At 66.3% G+C, this 22025-nt stretch carries 25 protein-coding genes; 12 read left to right on the forward strand and 13 right to left on the reverse strand.

Annotated elements, in window-relative coordinates; translation table 11 throughout:
• The first annotated feature begins 6 nt into the window (after positions 1-6).
• From C6A86_RS02120 to C6A86_RS02130, 3 genes are all read left to right on the forward strand, one after another.
• The gene (locus C6A86_RS02120; protein ID WP_105362025.1) at positions 7-774 is read left to right on the forward strand and encodes a hypothetical protein; all 768 of its coding nucleotides are present in this window, start codon (positions 7-9) and stop codon (positions 772-774) included.
• A gap of 96 nt (positions 775-870) precedes the next feature.
• The gene (locus tag C6A86_RS02125; protein ID WP_105362024.1) at positions 871-2706 is read left to right on the forward strand and encodes an Hsp70 family protein; all 1836 of its coding nucleotides are present in this window, start codon (positions 871-873) and stop codon (positions 2704-2706) included.
• 169 nt (positions 2707-2875) lie between these two features.
• Positions 2876-3568: a hypothetical protein gene (locus C6A86_RS02130; protein ID WP_105362023.1), complete on the forward strand. Its 693-nt coding sequence runs from the start codon at positions 2876-2878 to the stop codon at positions 3566-3568.
• 15 nt (positions 3569-3583) lie between these two features.
• Here C6A86_RS02130 and C6A86_RS02135 read toward each other — a convergent pair whose 3' ends face one another.
• The 3 genes from C6A86_RS02135 to C6A86_RS02145 form a co-directional block, all read right to left on the reverse strand.
• Positions 3584-4537 carry an FAD-dependent oxidoreductase gene (locus C6A86_RS02135; protein ID WP_233212888.1) on the reverse strand — a complete coding sequence of 318 codons (954 nt, stop codon included), beginning with the start codon at positions 4535-4537 and terminating at the stop codon, positions 3584-3586.
• Positions 4538-4741: 204 nt separating this feature from the next.
• Positions 4742-6052, reverse strand: a complete 1311-nt coding sequence (locus tag C6A86_RS02140) for an HNH endonuclease signature motif containing protein (protein ID WP_105362022.1) — start codon at positions 6050-6052, stop codon at positions 4742-4744.
• A gap of 463 nt (positions 6053-6515) precedes the next feature.
• Positions 6516-7712 carry a hypothetical protein gene (locus tag C6A86_RS02145; protein ID WP_105364893.1) on the reverse strand — a complete coding sequence of 399 codons (1197 nt, stop codon included), beginning with the start codon at positions 7710-7712 and terminating at the stop codon, positions 6516-6518.
• Between the two features lie 187 nt (positions 7713-7899).
• On the opposite strand from C6A86_RS02145, the gene C6A86_RS02150 reads away from it, so the two are divergent.
• Entirely contained in the window at positions 7900-8745 is an 846-nt protein-coding gene (locus tag C6A86_RS02150; protein ID WP_105364892.1) for a family 16 glycosylhydrolase, read from the forward strand.
• 6 nt (positions 8746-8751) lie between these two features.
• Here the strand turns inward: C6A86_RS02150 and C6A86_RS02155 are convergent, their stop codons facing one another.
• On the reverse strand, positions 8752-9156 hold the full coding sequence (locus tag C6A86_RS02155) for a hypothetical protein (protein WP_311101008.1): 405 nt from the start codon (positions 9154-9156) through the stop codon (positions 8752-8754).
• Positions 9143-10567 carry a cellulase family glycosylhydrolase gene (locus tag C6A86_RS02160; protein WP_311101009.1) on the reverse strand — a complete coding sequence of 475 codons (1425 nt, stop codon included), beginning with the start codon at positions 10565-10567 and terminating at the stop codon, positions 9143-9145. The genes C6A86_RS02155 and C6A86_RS02160 overlap by 14 nt, the downstream gene beginning before the upstream one ends.
• 522 nt (positions 10568-11089) lie before the next feature.
• On the opposite strand from C6A86_RS02160, the gene C6A86_RS02165 reads away from it, so the two are divergent.
• Positions 11090-11788 (forward strand): HemK2/MTQ2 family protein methyltransferase, encoded by a 699-nt coding sequence (locus C6A86_RS02165; protein ID WP_105364890.1) that lies wholly within the window; start codon positions 11090-11092, stop codon positions 11786-11788.
• Positions 11789-11835: 47 nt separating this feature from the next.
• Positions 11836-12012 (forward strand): CDGSH iron-sulfur domain-containing protein, encoded by a 177-nt coding sequence (locus tag C6A86_RS02170; protein ID WP_105364900.1) that lies wholly within the window; start codon positions 11836-11838, stop codon positions 12010-12012.
• Between the two features lie 10 nt (positions 12013-12022).
• Here C6A86_RS02170 and C6A86_RS02175 read toward each other — a convergent pair whose 3' ends face one another.
• Positions 12023-12706, reverse strand: a complete 684-nt coding sequence (locus C6A86_RS02175) for a GAF and ANTAR domain-containing protein (protein WP_105364889.1) — start codon at positions 12704-12706, stop codon at positions 12023-12025.
• Between the two features lie 185 nt (positions 12707-12891).
• On the opposite strand from C6A86_RS02175, the gene C6A86_RS02180 reads away from it, so the two are divergent.
• A complete protein-coding gene (locus tag C6A86_RS02180; protein ID WP_233213138.1) occupies positions 12892-13608 on the forward strand; it encodes a GAF and ANTAR domain-containing protein in 717 nt (238 codons plus the stop codon).
• A gap of 47 nt (positions 13609-13655) precedes the next feature.
• On the opposite strand, the gene C6A86_RS02185 is transcribed toward C6A86_RS02180, so the two are convergent.
• The 5 genes from C6A86_RS02185 to C6A86_RS02205 all read right to left on the reverse strand — a co-directional run bounded on the left by C6A86_RS02185 (position 13656) and on the right by C6A86_RS02205 (position 16264).
• A complete protein-coding gene (locus C6A86_RS02185) occupies positions 13656-14045 on the reverse strand; it encodes an STAS domain-containing protein (protein WP_105364898.1) in 390 nt (129 codons plus the stop codon).
• Between the two features lie 133 nt (positions 14046-14178).
• Entirely contained in the window at positions 14179-15198 is a 1020-nt protein-coding gene (locus C6A86_RS02190) for an iron-containing redox enzyme family protein (RefSeq protein ID WP_105364888.1), read from the reverse strand.
• A gap of 37 nt (positions 15199-15235) precedes the next feature.
• Positions 15236-15529, reverse strand: a complete 294-nt coding sequence (locus tag C6A86_RS02195; protein ID WP_105364887.1) for a DUF4235 domain-containing protein — start codon at positions 15527-15529, stop codon at positions 15236-15238.
• Positions 15526-15864 (reverse strand): DUF3618 domain-containing protein, encoded by a 339-nt coding sequence (locus tag C6A86_RS02200; RefSeq protein WP_105364886.1) that lies wholly within the window; start codon positions 15862-15864, stop codon positions 15526-15528. The genes C6A86_RS02195 and C6A86_RS02200 overlap by 4 nt, the downstream gene beginning before the upstream one ends.
• On the reverse strand, positions 15851-16264 hold the full coding sequence (locus C6A86_RS02205; RefSeq protein ID WP_105364885.1) for a phage holin family protein: 414 nt from the start codon (positions 16262-16264) through the stop codon (positions 15851-15853). The genes C6A86_RS02200 and C6A86_RS02205 overlap by 14 nt, the downstream gene beginning before the upstream one ends.
• A gap of 218 nt (positions 16265-16482) precedes the next feature.
• Here C6A86_RS02205 and C6A86_RS02210 point away from each other — a divergent pair, with 218 nt between their 5' ends.
• Genes C6A86_RS02210 through C6A86_RS02225 form a run of 4 tightly spaced genes read left to right on the forward strand, consistent with a single transcriptional unit; the run spans position 16483 to position 20480 of the window.
• Positions 16483-17547: a hypothetical protein gene (locus C6A86_RS02210; protein WP_105364884.1), complete on the forward strand. Its 1065-nt coding sequence runs from the start codon at positions 16483-16485 to the stop codon at positions 17545-17547.
• Positions 17544-18776: a glycosyltransferase gene (locus C6A86_RS02215; protein WP_105364883.1), complete on the forward strand. Its 1233-nt coding sequence runs from the start codon at positions 17544-17546 to the stop codon at positions 18774-18776. The genes C6A86_RS02210 and C6A86_RS02215 overlap by 4 nt, the downstream gene beginning before the upstream one ends.
• Positions 18730-19632 (forward strand): glycosyltransferase, encoded by a 903-nt coding sequence (locus C6A86_RS02220; RefSeq protein WP_105364897.1) that lies wholly within the window; start codon positions 18730-18732, stop codon positions 19630-19632. Before C6A86_RS02215 ends, C6A86_RS02220 begins: the two co-directional genes overlap by 47 nt.
• Positions 19629-20480: a glycosyltransferase family 2 protein gene (locus C6A86_RS02225; protein WP_105364882.1), complete on the forward strand. Its 852-nt coding sequence runs from the start codon at positions 19629-19631 to the stop codon at positions 20478-20480. Before C6A86_RS02220 ends, C6A86_RS02225 begins: the two co-directional genes overlap by 4 nt.
• A gap of 4 nt (positions 20481-20484) precedes the next feature.
• On the opposite strand, the gene C6A86_RS02230 is transcribed toward C6A86_RS02225, so the two are convergent.
• Positions 20485-20913, reverse strand: coding sequence for a MarR family winged helix-turn-helix transcriptional regulator (locus C6A86_RS02230; RefSeq protein WP_105364896.1), 429 nt, complete (start codon positions 20911-20913; stop codon positions 20485-20487).
• Between the two features lie 28 nt (positions 20914-20941).
• On the opposite strand from C6A86_RS02230, the gene C6A86_RS02235 reads away from it, so the two are divergent.
• Entirely contained in the window at positions 20942-21361 is a 420-nt protein-coding gene (locus C6A86_RS02235; protein WP_105364881.1) for a DUF1398 domain-containing protein, read from the forward strand.
• Here C6A86_RS02235 and C6A86_RS02240 read toward each other — a convergent pair whose 3' ends face one another.
• A complete protein-coding gene (locus C6A86_RS02240) occupies positions 21362-21973 on the reverse strand; it encodes a TetR/AcrR family transcriptional regulator (protein WP_199196314.1) in 612 nt (203 codons plus the stop codon).
• Positions 21974-22025 lie beyond the last annotated feature (52 nt).

The raw sequence follows: 22025 nt of genomic DNA on the forward strand, positions 1-22025 counted from the left end.
CCAGCCATGCGCTTTCTGGATGGCTTCGTCAAATCTCCGTTCGCCGGGATCGCGCCGTGGATTCTGTTTGCGTTGGTCGCCGGTCCCGGCAGATTCGAGGAGGCCGCGTCCGCTGCGCTCGGGCTGACGTTGCTGACGATGTGGGTGGGCTGGCGCCGAGGGGTGAAGGTGCATCTGCTGGAAGCCTTCGCCGCGGTGTTCTTCGGAATCCTCGCGGCCATCGGTCTGTTTGCTCCGGACAGCACTCTCGATTGGCTCCAGCGGTGGGCCGGGGAGCTGAGCAATGTCGCCCTGGCCGTCTTCGCGGTGGGCACATTGCTGATCAGGCGGCCGTTCACGCTGGCCTACGCCAAGGACAGCACACCGGCCGAACATTGGGATTCACCACTGTTCACCCGGATCAACTACGTGATCTCCGCGGTGTGGGCGCTGGCGTTCACGGTGTCGGCGATCTCGGGTGCGATCGGTGGAGCGGTGCTGCACGACGCCGACAACTTCTGGACGGCCTGGATCGTGCCGATCGGGGCGATCATCTTCGCGGTGTCGTTCACCGAGTTCTATCCCGATTACGCGACCGCGAAGTTCGCCCCCGAGGCGGGCGAGACGCCGCCGTCGGCGCTCGGCGTTGTGGACTGGTTGCCGGTGTTCGTACTGGTGACCGGCATTTCGGGCTTGGTATCGGAATCGCTGTCCACGGTGGTGGGGATCGTCCTGATCGTCATGGGCGGGGTGGGCTCCGCGGTCATGCGAAGGTTGAGCGGAGCCGACAGTTGATCCAAAAAGACGTTGGCCGAACATGATTCGAGCCGACGACGCGTTCGCGGAGTGTCCGTTCGCCGGAACGGTTCGCCGACCGTTATGGTGGGCCCAATGACCGGCCCGTTGGGGTTGTCCATTGGGACGACCAATCTGGTCGCGGCACGTGTCGGCGACCTTCCCGTGGTGCGGCGCGCCGTGCTGACACTTCCGGTGCAGGGCGCGCCGGAAGTCGGCGTGCCGTCCGGTCTGCCGGGGCAGGTGCTGACCGGATTCGTCGACCGGGTGGGGGATCCGGTGCCATTGGTGGCCTCGGACGGATCGTCCTATCCCGCTGATGACCTGTTGGTCGAGGCGCTGGAGGCGATGGTCGGTGTCGTGGGCGGCGCCGTACCGGGGCAGGCCGCGGTGGCGGTTCCCGCGCACTGGAACGCTGCGACGCTGCGGGCATTGCGCGCGACGCTGCGATCGAACCCGGTGCTCTCCCCGAACGGGACACCGCCGAGGCTGGTGTCCGATGCCGTCGCGGCGCTCACCTCGCTGCACACCAACCCGGGGTTGAGCATCGGTGGTCCGGTGGTGCTGGTGGACCTGGGCGGCGGCGGGACCAGCGTCACGCTCGCGGATTCCGGCGCGGCCTTCGAACCGCTCGACGAGACGACCAGGGTGGCCGAGTTCTCCGGCGACCTGATTGACCAGGCGTTACTGACCCACGTGTTGTCCGGTATCGAGGACGCCGACCCGGGAGCCACCGCCGCGGTCGGTCTGCTCGGAGCGCTGCGTGAAGAGTGCCGGCAGGCCAAGGAGCGGTTGTCGGCGGTCACGGCCACCGAGATCCCGGTGGCACTGCCCGGGTACCGGTCGGTGGTGCGGGTGACCCGCGCCGAGTTGGAGTCGCTGCTGGCCGAGCCGCTGCAGCAGGTTCTCGGCGAGCTGGATAATCTGTTGCAGCGCAACAGGATCAGCTGGGACGACGTATCGGTGATCGCCACCGCAGGCGGCGGCGCCAGCATTCCGCTGGTCACCCGGCAGTTGTCCGCGCACACCCAGAGACCGGTGGTGAGCACCCCGCAGCCCGCACTGGACGCGGCCGTCGGAGCGGCACTGTTCGCGGCCAATGCGGCCGAGGCCGGGGCGCAGACCGGGATGGCGCCGGCGCTGGGCGCGGACGCCCCGACCAGCCTGGCACCGCCGATCGTCATTCCGGACCAGTCCGGTTCCTCGACGTTCCGGGCGCTGGCGTGGTCGCAGGATGACGACGGCGGTGGCGAACCGGTGCGCTACACCGGCCCTGACGACTACCCCGAGGTCAGTGCGGCGAACCCGTACCTCGGTGATGAATCCACCCGCATTGTCTCCCAACATGTCCCGGCCCAATACGATGACGAGCCCCGCGGCATGCCCCGGTTGCCGATGGCGGTGTTCGCGGCCGCGGGCATTCTGGCCGTTGTCGCGCTCGGTGGGGTGGCCATCGCGCTGACCGGCGTCTCCGAGACCGACACCCCCACGCCGTCGACGGCCCCGGTCTCCGGGGTGTACACCCCGCCGCCTGCGGAGGCGCCGCCGGCCGAACCGCCGCCGGGCATCGTCACCGTCACCGAGGCGCCGCCGGCACCGCCTCCGGCGCCCGAGCCCGTTGCTCCGCAGCCGGTGGCGCCGACGACCACAACAACCACGACGCCGTCCACCACCACGACCACGACGACAACAACGACGACCACCACGACCACAACGACGACGACAACGACGCCGTCCACCACGACGACCACGACCACAACGACGCCGCGGACGACCACCACGACGACGCCGCCGAGCACGTTGCCGACCAGCACCGCGGAGGTCACCACGGTCTCTCAGGCACCGGCGATGACGACGACGTACATCAACATTCCTTTGCTGCCCCCGATCCCCGTCCAGGTGCCCAACCCGGCGGCGCCGGCCGCTCCATAGCCGGACAGCCGTCGTTCGGCCTGCACATACCAATCTCACAAAGAGTTGAGCTGCTGCGACACGCCGGGTTATAGTCACCCGGGTTAAGTCACGGATAGGTAACGACCAGCAAACGGCCGGGTCTCGGCGGTTGCTGAACGTCAGCTCGGCGAGCTCGAAGGTGTGGTGAATGCGGCGTCAAGGAATGGCTCACGGCCGACTGCGGTCGGCTGCCGCGCTCGCCGCGATCGTGGCGCCGGCCGCCGTGCTCTTCTCTATCGGTGGCGATATCCAGTCAGGTACTGCCCCTGAGCAGGGGGTCAGGGTCGCTGCTCCCGCCGTGGTGGCCGCCGCCGAGGCCACCCCGCTGGGCGTCGAGGTCATTGCCGCCCCGGCATCCTTCGGCTGGAACCCGACGGCCGTGGTGGCCGCCGCCCCCGAGGTCGCCTCCGCGCAGCTCGTCTCGGCGTCGAGGTGGCGCGCGGACACCCGATCGCTGCTGCTGCCCAAGGGCGTGGCCCCCGAACACGGTCTGCAGGTCAAGACCATTTTGGCCGCCCGCGCCATCAGCGCGGTGTTCCCGGAGATCCGCAGCATCGGCGGCGTGCGCCCGGACGCGCTGCGCTGGCATCCCAACGGCCTGGCGCTCGACGTGATGATCCCGAACCCCGGTACCGCACAAGGTGTCGCGCTGGGTAATCAGATCGTCGCGTACGTCATGAAGAACGCTGCCCGATTCGGCATGCAGGACGCCATCTGGCGCGGCACGTACTACACCCCGAGCGGCGCGGCGGGTTCCGGCGGTTACGGCCATTACGACCACGTGCACGTCACCACCACCGGTGGCGGCTACCCGTCCGGTGGCGAGCAGTACTTCCGCTGATCAGGTCCGGCCGGGTCAGCCGATGAGCGCGGTGACCTCGCGGGCGCAGCCCCAGCACAATGTGATCCCCGAACCGCCGTGTCCGTAGTTGTGCACCACTCGTGCGCCGGATCTCAACCTCCCACTCTCCTCGAGCCGGACGGTCGGACGCCCGGGTCGCAGTCCGACGACCTGCCCGAGCACTCGAGCGTCGCGTAACGCGGGCACCAGGTCGGCACACCGCGCCAGGATCGCCGCGCCGACGGCCGGGTCGACCGTGGTGTCCCATTGCCCCTCGTCCAGGGTGCCGCCCACAATGCAGTCCTCGCTCCGTGGATGCACGTAGGCGCGGCCGCCCGGATGCCCCTCGTCGCGGACCGACATCGTCAGGCCGGGATTGCTGACCCGCAGGATCTGACCCCGCACCGGGTACACCGAGGGATCGTCGACCAGTTCGCCCGCGCCGAGGCCGGCACAATTGATCACGACATCGGCGTCGTCGCCCACCTCGTCCAGTGACCGCAGCAGCCGCTGGGCCACCTGCCCACCGAGGTCGCGGAACCGGGCGCCCAGCCATGGCAGGTAACGGGGCATCTCCGCCAACGGCACCGTGTAGCGCAACCCGTACGGGTAACCCGGCGGGAGCTCGTGTGTATCGGCGGGCCGGACCTTGCCGACGGCGGCCGTCCACGCGGGCTCGCCCGGCGGCTCCCGATAGAGGCTGAGCGACTCGCGCATGACCACCCCCGGGACGAGCGCCGCGGCCTGCTCGGCCAGCACATCGAAAGTATGCGCGCCCCAACTCGATACGCGCTCCCACGGTGCGACATGGGTCGGGAACCACACCGCCGCCGCCACTGCCGAGGTCGTGGACATGGCGCCTTCGGCGGTCACCATCCGTACCTCGTGGCCGGCCTCCAGCAGCGAGATGGCCGTGGTCAGCCCGCTGATCCCGGAGCCGACCACGACGGCCCGCAGCGATGTGGTCACGGTTCGAAGTTACCCGTTCGAATCGATCATGGCCTGGTGTTCTCACGAATCACGTTTGTCGTCAGTGACTTTCGTGATTCGCTCGAACTCCGCGACCACAAGTGCGGTTCGTGGTGGCGGGTCTGGCGGCGTGTTGCTCCCCGCCGGACCCGCCTGCGTGGGCGGTGTTCACTGTGTAGTTGTCAAGGTGCCGTGCGAGTTTGGTTATGCGGCGGTGGGTAGATCGGTCATGGTGCGTCGGGCATGGGATCGCAGGTGCGCCGGTTCGGGTTCATCCGGGCGGTGCGGCGGGATGAACCAGGGGTGGCGGTCGGCGCCGAGGTAGACCTGCCAGCCGCCGTGGTGGATCGCGGTGTGGTGCAGTCGGCACAGCAGGACGCCGTTGTCGATGCTGGTGTAGCCTCCGCTGCTCCAGGGTGTGATGTGGTGGGCGTCGCACCACGACACCGGTCTTCCGCAGCCGGGGTGCGCGCATCCACGGTCGCGGACGGCCAATCCTTTCCGGATGGCGGGTGTGAACAGCCGCTCGGCGCGCCCGACGTCCAGCGGGGCGCCGGCGGCGTCGACGATCACCGAGGTCAGGGTGCTGTCACAGGTGATGAGGTCCGCGGTGCGGGTGCTGACGGGACCACCGAAGCCGAGAAAGTCCACGCCTGGTGTTGCGGCGGGGCGGATCACGGTGACATGCGGCAGCACACCACCGCTCATCGGGCGCTGCGCGCCCGACAGGTAGGTTCGTATGATCTGCCCGAACGCGTCGGCGCGGCGGCGCCCGGTCGGGCGTGGGTCCGGTGATCCGTCGGGCAGCGGGATGGGCCGGCACAGCGGATCCAGCGCGGCCAACAGTTCCTCTGCCGTGAGCGCGTCGAGATCCAAGCTGGCCGCGACCCGCCCGTCCTCGGTCTGCACCACGGTCATGTCGTTGAGGTCGGTGTTTTCGGCGACCGGCACCGCCCCGTCGTCGAGCGGAGCGGCGGCGGTTCTGTCGATGGCGATCTCGCGGGCCTTCTTATCGACACCCGAGGGGGTGGTCTGGATCATCAGCGTCGTCACCACGCCCGCCCGGTCCTGCTCGGACAGGGCGACCCGGCTGCTGACGTGAGCGACTCCTTTACCGATGGCGTCGGCGAACTCGATACCGATCCCACCGAGGCGCTGCAACTGCGTCAACGCCGGCAGCGTGTGTGCCGCCCGCCCGACCCGCGCGGCCCGGTGCGCCGCGCCCGGCGCCACACCCAGACTGGTGAGCAGATCAGCGCCCGTGCGCAGGTGCGTGCGTGGCGGGATCCCGGCCCGCTCCGCGGCCGCAACCGCTTGGGCGATCACATGATCGACCAGATTGCGCAAGGTGACCGCGGCCGCCAGCACCGCGAGCAAGGGCTGTTCATCAACGATCCGGCGCGGACTGTCGAGCAGATGACACAACCGGCGATCAGCGTCGTCCTCGGGTGCAGGCACCGGAGTGAGGTCATCAATCAACGCATCAACAAAGGTGTCGAGATCAGTGGCGTCCATAGGGATACCGACTTTCACAGAAGGTGCCCAACGGGGCACGATCAGTCACAACGGTCCGCACAGCCCGAAAGGGGCCATCGAACCTCGCGGCGACCGGAGTCGCGGTCTGTGCTCACCGGATGGTGATGGGAGCAACGTCGCATTCGAACTTGTGTTCGATGCTACGCCGAATCAAGGCCCCGCGCAAGGGACATTTTGAGGACATCGGTGACAGATTGAAGGGGCTTGGTGGTGACGCTGATCATGGTCAAGCGCAATGTCCCGCAGAACCATCCGCGCTGTCGCTGCGCCGGATGTCCCATGGCTGAAACGCCTCGCCGGACCTGAATCTTGGGCGGCGCCACGGGCGCGAAACTCCGAAACACTGCTCACCGCCGAGGAGCGTGGACCGCGACCGCACTCACCGCTCATCGGCCTGGAGGCCGAGGTAGCGATCCAGGTCCAGCAGACAGTGAGTGCCGAGCTACTCCGAGTCCTTGGCGGCGCTGGACTCCGACGTGGTGGATCCGCTCTTGTCGCCACCCGACTGTGAGTCAGAGCGCGACGACGTCCCGCCACCGGTGAGTTTCTTGACAGTACGGCCGACGTTGTCGCGGAAGTCCTTAATGCCCTGCCGGATTCCGGCGGCCGGGTCCTTCTTCGCGGGCTTGGCCGGCTTGGTGGTCTCTGTCTGGTCGCTGATGGCATCAGCCTCGGTGTCAGTGACTTCGGCGTCGGCGGCAGGGGTGACGGCCTCGGTCGGCTCCGGCGTCTCGACGACCGTCTCGGTGTCGGGCGTGACGGTCTCGACGACCGGCTCGACGGCGGTGTCCAGGGGGTCTTCGTCTGCGGTGTCGGTGGTGGTTTCGGTGACCGCGGTATCGGTTCCGATGGCACTCTCGTCGCGGCCGGTGGACAGGCTGATCAAGCTCGCGTTGGTGTCGGGGACCGTGGTGGTGACGATATCGTTCGGCGTCTTGATGTCGCGGACCCGCGGCGGCTGGCCCCACGGGGTGAGCAGGCCCGGCGCCGGGATGTACTGCCCTTCCCTGCCGGGCAGGATCGGGCCGAGGTCCCCGTAGCCACCGAAGAGCAGGCCGTCGATCACGTGGAATGGCGCCTTCACGATCGCCTCGATGAACGGCTCGATACGCCAGGTGGTCATCGAGTAGAAGATCTCGGAGTGGGCCTGGCCGGCGCCCCCGATGGCGCTCAGCAGCGGCCCGACGAGGCGGATGAAGGCGTATTCGACGAGGTCGGGGATCTGGCGAATCTGGTCGCCGAGCACCGGGAAGTTGCGGGCCACAGCCTCGGCGACCGCATCATTGAGCGGCCCGATGAGCAGCGGCGTGATCGGCGCAAAGACCATGTTGGCGACCATGGCGTAGTTCCAGTGGGTCAGGTCGGCGTCGGGCCACTGCTCCTCGACGGTCCACCAGATGTCGGGAACCTTTCGCACCAGGCCGTCGATGCTCTGTTCGACCGCGGCGCGGGCGCCGTTGCCGATGAGCTGCAGGTCCTGGAACAGCCCGGCCGGCATCACATCGGTGCTGACGACGCGCGGCGTGTCGGCGATGGCACGAATCTCCGGTGTCACGGTCACGGGGGTCAGCGCGATGGCGCCGGCGCTGGCAAGAACAACGCCCGTGGTGAGGGTCTGTCGAAACACCTTGTTGGCCATACCTTTAGTGACTCCTGCGTCGAATGCGATAGTTTGCCGTCGCAAACGCTAGCCGAGCCCGCGGCGAAAATGTGGGCTCCCTTTTGGCCCCCTGTGCGGTCGCTGTTCGCGTGGTTGCGAGCGAAACCTGTGCGACCTCGTTTATGGTTCGGCTGTGCCTGATTTTGATCGACGCAGCGCCTTGTTCATGTTGGGACTGGGTGCGGCTGCTGCCGCGCTGCCCTCTCCGGCAGCCCATGCCGAGCCCGTTCCCGGTGACTTCCCGCCAGGACCGGTTCCCGGGGCCGGGGCTCCGGTCCCCGAAGCGGCGGCCCCGGTGTTCCTTTTCCAGGACGAGTTCAACGGCCCGGCCGGTTCGCCACCGAACCCCGGGGCGTGGTTCATCGTTCCGCAGCGGGAGACCATCCGGAACCCGGTCGAATGGGACAAGCCGTTCAACATGGGTCGTTACGTCACCGACCAGGAGCATGTCTTCCAGGACGGCAACGGCAACCTCGTCATCCGCGCCACCCGCGGCGAGGGCGCGAACATCCAGGAGAAGTACGCCAGCGCGAAGATCATCGGTAACTGGCGCGGCGGGGTCGGGACGACCTGGGAGGCCCGCGTCAAACTCAACTGCCTGACCGATGGTGCCTGGCCTGCCTTCTGGTTGATCAACGACAACCCCGTGCGCGGCGGTGAGGTCGACCTCTTCGAGTGGTACGGCAACCGGGATTGGCCCTCTGGCACGACCGTGCACGCAAAGTTGGACGGCAGCCAGTTCCAGACTTTCAAGCATCCGGTGGACGGTGCATGGCACACCTGGCGGATGACGTGGAAGCCCGAAGGCATGTACTTCTGGCAGGACTACCAGCCGGGGATGGAACCGTTCTACACGGTGGCGTCGAACTCACTGCCGGACTGGCCGTTCAACGATCCCGGCTTCACCATGGCCCCGGTGTTCAATATCGCCATCGGTGGATCCGGCGGGCGCGAGCCCGCCGGCGGCAACTACCCGGCCGAGATGCTGGTCGACTGGATCCGGGTGTTCTGACCGGCGTCACCTCGCCCCGCTGGACGCTGCGGTCCTCGGGCCCTTTGTCGTCTTGACGGTCCGCGTGGTGGTGGTTCGACTCACACGCGGGGTGACGGGTGCCTGCTCGGCCTCCTCGGCGGGTGCCTGCTCGGCTTCTTCTGAGTCAAGGGCCTCGGTCTCAGCGACCTCCGGCACGGTGACCTCTGGCTCGGTGACCACGGCGTCGGTCACTTCGGGTGCGACGACGTCAAGTTCGACGGTCTCGGTGACCGCGGTTTCGACGTCCCCGACTTCGACGACGTCAGCCTGAACGATGTCGGGCTCAACCACTTCGGGCCCACCGGCGGTGAGTTCGACGACCTCCGGTGCTACCGGATCGCTCGACGCCGACGGCCCGTCTACCTCCGCGGCGTCGTCATCGACCGCCAATACCGTTGCAGTGGACATCATCCGGTTCAACTCCGGCGCGGTGGGCTCGACACCCAGGCAACTCCTGACCTTCTCGACCACCCAGTTCACCGAGTTGACGATGGCGTCGGCGATACCGTGCACGACCCGGGACGTCAGATCGACGAGGCCCTCGACGACGTTGACCGTCACTTCGGCGATGGTCTTGACCGCCCACACCGTCACGTCGATGAACGCCTCCACGCCCCAGACGACGAAATCGACCACATCGTTGATGACCTCGCCGGTGATCTCGACGACTCTGTTGATGACGTTCCTGATCGCATCGAGGATCGGGTTGTCGGGCTCGAAGATCTTCGAGGAAGTCCCGGATCACCTGGACCGCCGGCTTTTCGGTCCAGTCGGTGTACCAGATGCCGAAGTTGTCCTGATCGCTCGCGCTGCCGGAGTTTATGTCTCTGGTCGAATAGATGAAGATCGGGCCCGTGCCGTTCTCGCGCTGCCAGCTCGCCAGGAAGTCCGCGAGGAACTCGGCCTGCTTCTCCGGGGAGTTGTACAGCAACGGGTGCAACGGATCGAATGGTGTTGTGGGAAGACCATATTCGCTGGCCCACACCTTCAGGTCTCCGTCGCCGTACTGCTCCATCAACTCCCTGATCGCGCGGAGCTGCAGAATCGGGGAGTCCGACTGCGTCGCACCCTCGGAGAACGGGATGTCGTAGTGGTACGGATGGAAGGAGAACGCGTCGAAATAGCCGTGTGCGTCGGCGTCGTACATGCCCTGCAGGAAATCGATCGGGTTCATCGTGAAGTTGTCGCCGAGGGTGCGGCCCGAGCCGAGCACGCCGGCAACAACGGTGATGTCATCGTCCGGATCGCGTGGATCGTCGTGGGCTTTGATGGCGGCGTAAGCGGCCTTCACCATGCCCGTATAGGCGGCGGGGTCGACCGGGTTGAGGAAGAACCGGCCGTTCGGTTCGTTCCAGACCTCGAGTGCGGAGATCTTGCCCTCATATCGTTCGGCGACCGCGCCGGCGAACCTGCCGAATGCATCCAGGTTCGGTACCCCCGACAGCGGCGGACTGCCGGCCCAGGCCGGCGTCTCGTGGAGGACGCCCAGTACGCCCATCCCGCGCCGATGGGCTTCGTTGATCACGTAATCGGTGGCGCCCCAGAAGAAACTGCCGTCTTCGCTGAACTGGGTGGAAATCCAGGAGATGCCGATGCGGACGTTCTGTACTCCCAGGGCTTGCATCATGTCGAGCTGCTGGTCGATGAGGTCCTCGTTGTCGAGGCGGACGAGGTTCGAATCGGCGAGGCCGATGGTGGTGGGCGACTCTTCGATGGCGGCGACCATATCGATGGCATGGGACGACGCACGCAGGTCGATCGGCGGCCGCTGTTCGGTGGTTGCGCACACCGTGGCAAGCACGAGTGCCGAGGAGACGGTGACAATCGCCCGCTGCGGGATGCTCCGAAGAGCTGGTCTGCCCATGACGACTCCCGACGGTCGCGACATCGGCCGGCGGCAGCTCAGCCAATTCAGACATTAGTCCACCCGGCTGTCGGAAAATAGGCAATGACGTGGTCAAACAGCTAAAACTTGGCACCCGGTAGATGGCGTGGCACCGGGCCACCCGGAGTGGTTTGCGGCCACCTGAGGTTCCTCGCCGAAGGCCGATCACCTCCAGCCTGCTTTCGATCGCAATCACTTAGCGGGCAACATCCGCCAGCCGGGGCAGCGGTTAGATCGCGCTCATGGATCTATGGCACCGCACGCCAAGACCGGGCCGCAAGGGATTTACGCGACCGCGAGCCGACCGGCGCACACTGTCCATCTTGCGAGGTCCACGCGGTGCCGTTGTTTGGTCATCGCTGATCCGGGGCATCCAAGCGCGGCAATGGTGGCCCGTTGAACAGTTGCTGGCCCGGTGAAACTCCTTGAGAGGCAGATGTGACCACCACGTACCCATATGAACCCGATTCCCTTCTGCTCGGCGCCGTCGCGGACGGCGTCTACGCGCCGCGCGAGGATTCGAAGCTGCTCATCGACGTCATGGACAAAACTGCGCTAGCGCTCGGCGCCAAGGTTGCCGACCTGTGCACCGGCAGTGGTGTGGTCGCCATCAATGCCGCCGCTCAGGGCGCGGCTCGGGTCGAGGCCTTCGATATCTGCCCGAAGGCCGTTCGCTGCGCTCGGGCCAACGCCCAGATTCACGAGGCCCCCGTCGAGGTTCACCTCGGTTCATGGGCCCGCGCGGCCGAGTTCGGACCGCATGACCTGGTCGTGTGCAACCCCCCGTACGTTCCACACGATCCCGACGCCGCATCGTTGCCGCCGACCCTGGGCCCCGCGCGTGCCTGGGATGCCGGGTCCGACGGACGATCGATCCTCGACCCGCTGTGCGAAGCAGCGCCCGGCCTGTTGGCCGCCGGCGGCAGCTTGCTGTTGGTGCAATCGGAATTCGCCAACCCGCGCAAGACCCTGGAATCGCTGTCGGCGGGCGGCCTGGACGCCGATATCGTTGCTTGGGAATGGATCCCGTTCGGCCCCGTACTGCGCTCGCGCGCGCAGTGGCTGGAGGACATCGGACTGCTGCAGGCGGGTCGCCGCGAGGAGGAACTCCTGGTCATCCGAGCTGACAAACCGTGAACGGCCAGGACCGCCGGACGGTGCGCGCGGTACGTCGAGGCCCGGTGATGGTGGAGGGGCCGGTCAGCATCGAGATGCCTGACGGCACCTGCGTGGAGTCCGATCGCTTCATGGTGGCGATCTGTGCGTGCGGGCGCAGCAAAAACTTCCCGTTGTGCGATACCAGCCATCGACGCCAGTCCCGCGCCAAGAACGCGGATCGCGTCACGCCGCAATCGGCGTAGCAAAGCCGGCTCAGTCGCGGGTGTCGATCACCCGTTGAGCGACGTCGACCAGCTTGGTGTTGCTGTCCTGCGATATCTGGCGGAGCATCTCGAAGGCCTGCACATCGTCTACCTTGTAGCGCTCCATGACGATTCCTTTGGCCTGCCCGATGCGGTCGCGGGTGGACAGCGCGGCTTCAAGTTGCTGACCTTCCTGGCTGGCAAGGATTGCCGCGGCCGCGTGCGCCGCGAGAATGGCACCGATGGTCTCGGCCTCTCCGCGCCAGATGTTCGGCTGGAATCCGAACAGGTTCAGCGCGCCCGCGGTGCGGTCCGAGGTATAGAGCTTGAATGACAAGCCGCTGAGGACGCCGATCTGCACGCATGCCGGCGCATACTGGGGCCAACGCGTCTCTTCGCGGAAATCATCGGTGCGCACGATCAGGTCGCCCAGCGCCGCCTGCACACAGGGCCCCTCGTCGAACTGCATCTGAAGGCGGTGCAGTTCATTGGTCAAACTCGCGTCTTTCGGCACCGTCTCGAAGGTGTTTTCCTTGCCGATGAGCAGAACCCCCGCAGCATCTACCCCAGGAATGAGTTCCAAGGCCGCGGAGGCAACCCCAGAAAGCACTTCGTCGAGGTTGCGTGGGCCGGCGAGGGTGCGAGCCAGCTCGGCCATCCTCGCGGCCAGATCCCGCTTCTCCAAGAACGTCATGACGGCATTCTCCTCTTTTCTCGAACATCCGTACAAAGAGCCGTGCAGGGGCTCGGTTTCGGGCCGACCGATATCCACTGAAGAGCCGTCCGGTGTTCCCGCTGAGCGGTTCGGTTTCCGGATAGTGACCTCGTAAGGGTGGTCTTAGTTGCTGAAGCTGTGCGCGCTGCCCACAATGATGAATTGTGACTCTGGTTGACGGTGATCCCACGGGCGAACGGCGACGTTTCTACGATGCCATGCAACGCGCCGTAGTTTTCCAGCAGCGGGGTGAGACCGACGTCGAACAAGTCCTACGCGAGCTGAACGAAGCGACAGTGGCCTCGATCCCCGGTGCCCGATACGCCGGTATCACGCTCGTCGACGAGCACGGCCAGGTCACTTCGGTGGGCGCGACGCACGACTTCGCAAAGTTGCTCGACGACCTGCAGGGCGAGCTTCGTGAGGGGCCATGCCTGTCGGCCGCATGGGAGAACCACACCATGCTGATCAACGACCTGGAAGCCGAGCAGCGCTGGCCGTCGTACTGCAGGGAGGTCACCAAACGAACCCCGGTTCGGTCGGTGTTGTCGGTGCAGCTCGACACGCCTTCTTCTGGGATCGCCGCGCTGAACTTCCAAGCAGAGGCCGCCGGATCGTTCGACGAGGACGCAGCCGAGCTGGCCCGGGTTTTTGCGGCTCATACGACCCTGGCGTGGAACTCGTTGCATCGGGAAAGGCAGTTCCAGACAGCCCTGGGCAGCCGTGACCTGATCGGGCAGGCCAAAGGGATGCTGATGGAACGGTTCAATATCGACGGCGTCGCAGCGTTCGACGCGCTGCGGCATCTGTCTCAGGACATGAACGTCAAACTGATCGAGGTGGCCGAAAGGATCGTCTCGGCCGGCCCCGACCGTCCCTAGCGCCGGTATTGTGCGCCCCTTGTCGCGCAAGGGGCTCTCGATGAGCGTCAGTCGCCAGACAGGGCGGAAAGCGCCTCGTCGAGGGTGGGGAAGATGTCGATGATGTCGGCAATCCCGATCAGTTTGAGCGGCCGGCTCGTGGCGGGCCCGTCGGCCACCAGAACAAACCGTGCAGCCGGCGTCAGATTCGAATGCGCCGTGACCAGCACCCCCATCCCGGACGAGCCCAAGAAGTCCACATCGCCGAGGTCGACGACCACGGCAGCGGGGGATGTTGCGGCCGTAGCCTTGATCCGGGTTTCGAGGTCCGGGGCGGAAAGCACATCGAGTGTGCCGGAAACTGCCAATACGGTGACTTGGCCGATCGTGCGGTCCTCGATGGTGCAGCCGGTAGCCACCTTGGGGTTACCGACGACCGATTCTGGTTCGCCCGCCATCGTCACCTCCGATATCCATGCTCGCCCGACCCGATAATTGACCGAATACTAGCGGTGGTCGGGGCGTGCGGCGCTACCGGTGGCACTGGAAGGTCAAACGACGCAAGCGTATCCAGGCAACGAAGTGTCGGGATCAGTCAACTGGGCGGCGCAACGAGGATGCGCCCTCGGCCCAGCACCGCATCATGTGGTCGGCGAGCAGGTCCTCGACGAGCGCGTGCGCCCGGATACCGAACACCACATCTCGATCGAGATGCGGTTCGCGGGCGACCATATCGCCCACGACGTCGGTGCGCACCACCTGCTCGTGCACCGCGTCGGCCTCGACGTGCTCGGCGTAGAAAGCGATGCAGGGCAGCGGGGCGTTCATCCGGCGCAGCGCGTCCACCAGTCGCTGGGAGCCGGGAGGTGAGGTGATCTCCGTGGAGGCGAAGTGTCCGACTGCGGCTCCACGCAGCCTGCGGTGCAGCCCGAACAGCGACATCAGGTTCACCGCCGCCAGCGCCTCGGCGGTGACGTGATCGATGTAGCCGAGGTAGCGCGAGTCCAGGTCGGCGGCGTCCAGCAGATCGGCGAACAGTTGCTGGTGCAGGCGTGCGCCGCGACCGGCGCCGAACTCGTCGAATTCGACCGCGACGAACGCAGCCTTGGCCTGCCCGATCAGCCGCGGGATCGCCCACGCGTGTGGATCACCCTCCTTGAGGTGATACAGCGAGCGGTGCACGAAGTACTCCCGCATCTGCGACCAGGTGCCGAAGTCGCGCAGGTGATACGACAGCCCCTCACCGTCGGCCGGTTCGATCGAAAGCCGCCGCATCTCGGCGGCCGCGGTGTCGTCGGCGCCGATTTCGCCGACCCGGTCGCGGACTTCGTCGAGGAACGAGGTTTCCAGTCGTCCGCGCAGGTGCAGCAGACCGGCATTCCACTCCCAGCCCGGGTCCACCTTTTCGAAACCCCGGTAGTGCAGCTCGTAGCAAATATACAGCGCCAGTTGTAGATCCAACCCGAATGGATCGGCGTCGCTGATGGATGCCTCGACCTGGGTGAGCCGGTTCACGGGCGCGCGCTCGGCGAGAAGCTCGGTCACCGCCAGGGACAGCGGGCCACGTGGGTCGGGCAATCTGGGTTCGACGCTGATAGAGGCAAGAGTCACGCGGTGTCGTATACCCGCACCAACCGAGCGGAAACGTTCATTCGCCGGGCCATTCGCCCGTCCAACGAGCGAATGCCTTTGCACCCTGCCGGTCGATCACGGTCTTGACGACGGAGAAGATCAGTCCCTGAAGCGCGGCGGCAAGCACTACTTCCTTGAAGGAATAGTCGCGGGCCAGCGGCGACGGCGGGTCGGAATGTTCGCCGTCGGAGGCACGCTTCCAGATCTGCTTGAAGATCGCGCCGGCGACCAGTCCGCCGGCCAGCGAACTGGCAAGCCCGACGGGGCGATACATCAACTTCGCGGTCATGCTCGACTTGTAGGTGGTCATGGCTTGCCTCCCTGTCGACGGCGGCGCCAGAGGATGACGCCCAGCAGAACGGCCGCGGTCGCCACCACGGTGGCGGCGGCAGGCAGACCCGGCTTGATGGCCCCGGCGTCGTCGGTGACGGCGTCGACGACGTCGTGGCGCGCGGTCTCGGCGGCTTCGGCGACGCGCTCTTTGGTGTCGGCGACCTTGTCCTGCGCTCGCCCCTTCACATCGAGTTTGTCGGTCAGAGCCGACACCGTCTCGCCCACCTCGTGTCGGGTGCGTTCGATGTCCTCGGCGATCTCTTCGACACTCGCGCCGTGCGCCGGATCCGGCCGATCATCAGCCCCGGCCATGACGTGCCTCCTTCACGGTGTTGATGTCCTCGGTCACGCTGGAGACCACTTCCTTTGCCGCCGCGGGAGCCTGCTCGACCTGTTTCTTCCCGACGACGGCGGCTATACCGGCGGCGGCCAGCAACACCGCTGCGACGATCACCGCCGCGGCCCAGACGGGCAAGACCAGGGCCAGTGCCGCGATCGCAGCGGTCACTGCGGCCAGCAGGCCGACAAAGGCGAGTAGGCCTGCGGTGCTGAACAGGCCGGCACCCACCCCCGCGCGTTTGGTGGCCAGCTGAAAATCCTTCTGTGCCAACTGAATCTCGTCGCGCACCAGACGTGAGGTCTGAGTGGTCAGGCGGTCTATCAATTCGGGTATCGAAGCCTGGTCGGCAGGCTTCGTCTCGACGTTCGTCATACGAGAATCCCATCGCTGGAGACGTGGCGGAACACCGCCCTTCGCACAGTGCATTACCGGCGGAACCTGCCGTTAAACCTCCGGCACGTCGCGTTTCTTTCGGTTCGGCGCGGGTACTCCGTGCTCGCAGCGACCTCCAGAACAGGTGGGTACGCCGGCCCGTGGTTACCCGGGTCAACTGTGCTATCGACCGCGGTCCTTTCCGTGAGGAGTCTGCCTTGCGCATTGCCTCTGTCCCTGCGTCGCACGTATATGTGCAGCATCTGTCCCATCCCGGAGAACTGGAATCGGTTGTTCGCTTGGAGGATCCCGTGCCCGCCGACGGGCGCAAGGTGCCAGGGGGCTGGTGGCCGCCGATGATGTTGGAGCCGGACTGGATCGCCCGGCATCACGAGGACTTCGACGCATTCCATATCCACTTCGGATTCGATGCGGTGACCACTAAAGATCTCGTCGGTGCCGTAGCGCAGCTCAAGAAGTATGAAAAGCCGCTGATTTACACGGTGCACGATCTGCGCAATCCCCATCATCCCGATCCCTCGGCGCACGAAGATCAACAGGAAGTCCTGGTCTCCGCTGCGCACGCCTTGATAACCCTGACGGAGGGCGCCGCCCGCGCAGTGGATGAACGGTGGGGCCGCAAACCCCACGTACTACCGCACCCGCATGTACTCGGAAACCACTGGATCGAGCGCCCCCGCGCGCGCAGCGCGGAATTCGTCGTGGGCGTCCACGTGAAGAGTCTGCGGGCGAACATGGATCCGCTGGCGATTCTGGACACCCTTGTCGAATCGGTGGCAGCGCTACCGGGTGCCGTCCTACAGATCGACGTCCACGACGAGATCTTCGATCCGGACAACCATTGGTTCGCTCCCGACGTGGGTCGCACTTTGATGAATTACGCACGGCACCAACGGGTGCGGGTCAAGGTTCATCCGTACTTCACAGATACTCAGCTCTGGGACTACCTCGCGTCGCTCAACGTATCGGTGTTGCCCTACCGTTTCGGCTCGCACTCGGGATGGCTGGAGGCCTGCTACGACCTCGGTACCGAAGTGGTCGCTCCCAGTTGCGGCTTCTACGGGGAGCAACGCCCGTGCGAGGTATTCGAGTTGACCGAGGGAACATTCGACGAGAACTCGCTACACCGTGCGGTGAGCGCGACGCACAGACGGTGGAGTGCCGGAGTGTCCGCGCCGCGCGCACGTTGGCCGGACCGCTACCGGGAGCGTGTCGCGCTGTCCGCTGAGCATGCCCGGCTCTATCAGGAAGCGGCGTCATGACCGCCCCGTTGCGGATCGCGCTGATCGCCTCCAACCGCTTCCCGATCCGGCAGCCCTTCGCGGGCGGACTGGAATCGCACGTCTGGCACCTGGCGCGGGCACTGGCCGCTTGCGGGCACCGCGTCTCACTGTTCGCCGGTGCCGGATCGGACGCCGCGCCGGGATGGGAAGCGCTGACGGTTCGCCGCCTTGCACTGTCCGACAACGCAAAGCGCGACACGTCCATGCCCGCCGAGGCGTTCATGGCCGACCACCACGCGTATCTGAGCGTCATGCTCGAATTGGCCAACACCGACTCCTTCGACGTCGTGCACAACCACAGCTTGCACCACCTGCCGGTGGCGATGGCCCCGATGCTGGATGTACCGATGCTGACCACGGTGCACACCCCGCCGACGCCATGGCTGGAGTCTGCGCTGGCGGCGGCGTCGGGAGAGGGCACCCGGCTGGCGGCGGTGAGCCGGCACACCGCAACTTCGTGGGCACACATCACCCCCGGTATCCAGGTGGTTCCGAACGGAATAGACACTGCGCAATGGGCCTTCGGTCCCGGAGGAGACCGGCTCGTGTGGTTCGGCCGGATCACGCCGGAGAAAGGGACTCACCTGGCCGCCGCGGCTGCGCGTCGCGCCCGAATGCCCCTGGTATTGGCCGGACCTGTCTCCGACCCGACGTACTACGCCCAGTTCGTCGAACCGATGCTCGATGACCAGATCCGCTATGCCGGGCACCTCACCCACGACGAACTGGTGCAGCTCGTTGGTTCATCGTCGGCGGCGCTTGTCACCCCGGCCTGGGATGAACCGTATGGATTGGTGGTGGCCGAGGCATTGTCCTGCGGGACACCGGTGGTGGCTTTTGCCCGGGGCGGTATACCCGAACTGCTCGACCCGTGTGCCGGGAGGCTGGTGACCCCCGGGGATGTGGATGCCATGGCAGCTGCGGTACCGGAAGTCCTTGCGCTGGACAGGTATGCGGTCCGCAGGCACGCCAAAAACCGCTGTTCGGCGGACGCGATGTTGAACCAGTATCTGACCCTGTATCAGCAGATGATCACAGAATCCGGGGGCGAGGACGATGATCGGCTACTACGTGCACCATCACGGGTTCGGGCACCTCGCGCGAGCGATGAGTATCGGCGCGCGGCTGAGCCGTCCGGTCACCGTGCTGACCAGTCGGCCGGTGCCGGAACCGCACCCGTTCACCTCGGTTGTCGAGCTTCCGCGTGACGACCACGCCGCCGGGCGTGCGCTGAACCCGACCGCGAATGGCGCCCTGCACTGGGCGCCCCAATCCGACACCGGATACGGCGACCGGATGGCTGCCATCGTGCAGTGGGTCAAGGACGCCCAACCCGAGGTGTTCGTCGTCGACGTGTCCGTCGAGGTGGCGGTGTTCGTGCGGCTGCTCGGTGTGCCGGTGGTGGTGACCGCTCTGCCCGGAAACCGCATCGATGCGCCACATCGACTGGTGCACAGGATGGCTGACCAGATCATCGCGGCCTGGCCGAAGGACCTACGGGTGCCCTCGTGGCTGCGGCCGTATGAGAACAAGACGGCGTTCGTGGGCGGGATCAGCCGATTCGATGGCCGGCCGCGATGCGAAGACGAGCATTCCGGCACGAAGGTCGTCGTGCTTTCCGGCGCCGAAGGAATGTGCGTTCGGGAAGGCGACATGAACCGCAGCGAAGGTCGTGATTCCGTCACCTGGATGTCGCTGGGCGCGAATCCCGGTGACTGGGCCGCGGATCCGTGGCCGCAACTGAGCGCGGCTGATGTGGTGGTGACGCACGCAGGGCAGAACAGCATCGCCGATGTCGCTGCTGCGTCCCGGCCGACGATCGTGATCCCGCAGCCCCGACCGTTCGACGAACAACGAACGACTGCGGAAGTGCTGCACCGCAACCAGCTCGCGGTCGTCGCATCCCGTTGGCCACAACGACACGCCTGGCCCGCACTGTTGGATCGGGCGAAATCGATCGACAGCGAGCGCTGGAAGTTGTGGGAGACCGAAGGTGCCGCGAGTCGAGCGGCGAAGGCAATAGAGGACACGGCTCTTCGGTGCCGGGGAAGGTTCGCCCGATGAAAACCGCCGTCATCACCACCGTGCACGGCAGGCCCGCGCACCTGCGCAACCTGCGCATCGGACTTGGCCGCAACACGCGACTCTGCGACCTGCATGTGGTTGTCGCCATTGATGACCCGGACGTCTCGAACGTGATCGGCGAGGCCGATGTGCCTACCGTTCTGGTCGACTGTTCGGCCGGGGACCCAGCGCTGCCCGTGTCCCGTGCGCGCAACCTCGGCGCGGCCACCGCGCTGAAGGAAGGGTCGGGCCTGCTCGTCTTCCTCGATGTCGATTGCATACCCGGACGCGAACTCGTGTCGTGCTACTACGAGGCCGCGCAACAACCCGAGCATGCGGAGGCGCTGTTGTGCGGTCCGGTGACCTATCTGCCCCCAGCGGGGCCGGACGGCTATCCGATGGATCGACTGCATGAACTGGCCAGTCCGCATCCGGCCCGCCCGGCACCGCCCGGCCACCGAATCGTGGCCGGCGCCGATTATCGGCTGTTCTGGTCGCTGTCCTTCGCCGTGACGTCGCCCACCTGGTGCCGGATCGGCGGTTTCTCGGAGGATTACCGCGGTTATGGCGGCGAGGACACCGATTTCGCCCAACGCGCGGCAGCTCAGGACGTCTTCCTGAAGTGGGTCGGTGGCGCGGACGCCTTCCATCAGTACCACCCGGTGTCCGATCCCCCGGTCGAACACCTCGATGACATTCTGCGCAATGCTGCAGTGTTCGAACAGAAATGGGGATGGTGGCCGATGGAGGGATGGCTGCAGGCATTTGAGTCGCTCGGGTTGATCGGCAGAGATCCGACGGGGAAGCCGGTTCGACTGAGCGTCGACCGCCGGGTGGATGCGTCGTGACCTTTCAGCCCAAAGCGGCGAGGATTTCCTGGATTCCGGCCCGCATGGCGGTGACGGTGTCGGCACCCACCCGATCGGCGGCGCGCTGGTTGGCGGCGCCGGCGCGCCGGTTCATCGCCGCCAAGGCCACGCGCCCCTTGCTGGTCAGACCGAGGACCGGTGACGTCCGGTGCCCGGGGTTGGCGGTGAAATCGGCCAGCCCTTCGGAGACCAGATCGTTGGCCACCCGTTGCACCGCCTGGCGGGTGACGCCCAGTCGGCGTGCGGCGGCAGGCACGGGGAGACCGTCCCCGGACACCGCGTTCAGCAGTTGCCACCGCGCCTGTGTTTGCCCTTCCTTGGCGGCCAAGGACTCTCCGGACTGCCGCAACGCGCCGGCCAGTTCGTAGACATCGGCCACCAGGAGCGCGAACTCGTCGCCACTTGACAACATGTTGTCATAGTAGCCTAGGATGGGCGCCATGACGATGGCACTCGAGAACCTGCGGCGCGCGTTCCAGGCGGCGACGGACGTGCGCCCGGAGATCGGGGGATTCCCTTACCTGGCCGAGACTTTGCGTCGCGCAGGGGTTCGCCGCAACGAATGGCTGCTGCCGTCATTGCAGCGGATCTATCACACCGATGCGGGAGCGGTGGTCGAGCAGGGCACCCCGCTGCTGCACGGACTCGCCGAGATCCCGTCGTTCGACTCCGGCGCGCTGATTCGCGCGTTGCGGGCCGACCAGGAGGGGCGGGCGCCCTTCGAGCAGTTCATCTCGTCGGCGTGGGAGGCCGGTGTGGTGCGTTGGGTGGTCGATCTGGATGCCCGAACCTGCACCTACCACGGCAGCTCCGGTGAAACCTATGTGGAGAACTACCCCGCCGTCACCATCGGGGTGTGATCACGGCGTGACGGGGAGGGTGGCCCCGGTGGCCAGCCGGGCGTACTCACGCATCAGGCGCAACGCCGTCCGGCGATCCAATGCCGGGTCGCGGGCGACGATGCGATAGCCGAGATAGTCCTCCATCGACATCAACGTCATGGCGATATCGCGAGCGGGAGAGTTCAGCCGGAATGCGCCGCTCTCCGCACCGGTGGTGAGCAGGTCGCTGTAGAGGTCGACCTGGCGGTGATAGATGGCCTGCACGTCGCGGCGCTGATCGAGTTCGAATCCGGCCGCAAGCACCGCGCGCCAGATCGCGCGCCATTCGGCGTCCTCGGGACCGGACGGGAGGCCGGCCGCGATGGTCAATGCCAGCTGGGTGGCCGGATCGTCGGTCCGGGCGCCGATCTGCAGGCGTTCGTCGTAGAAGCGGACATCGGATCGCAGGGCCAGTTCGGACAGCAGCTCGGTCATGTCCTTGAAGTAGTACCGCAGCGCATTGGTGGTCAGGCCGAGCTCGGCGGCCACGTCGGCGAGCTTGAGGGAGGCCAGGTCGTGGCGCTCGATGACGGCGATGGCGGCATCCAGGATCTCGCCACGTCGCTCTTCTTGCCGGTTCGGTCGCGCCATCGTCCCTATTTTGCCGTTTCTGTTGCGCGGAGGCGTACGCGGGCGCATAGTT

This window comes from Mycobacterium sp. ITM-2016-00316 (assembly GCF_002968335.2).
Classification (GTDB): domain Bacteria; phylum Actinomycetota; class Actinomycetes; order Mycobacteriales; family Mycobacteriaceae; genus Mycobacterium.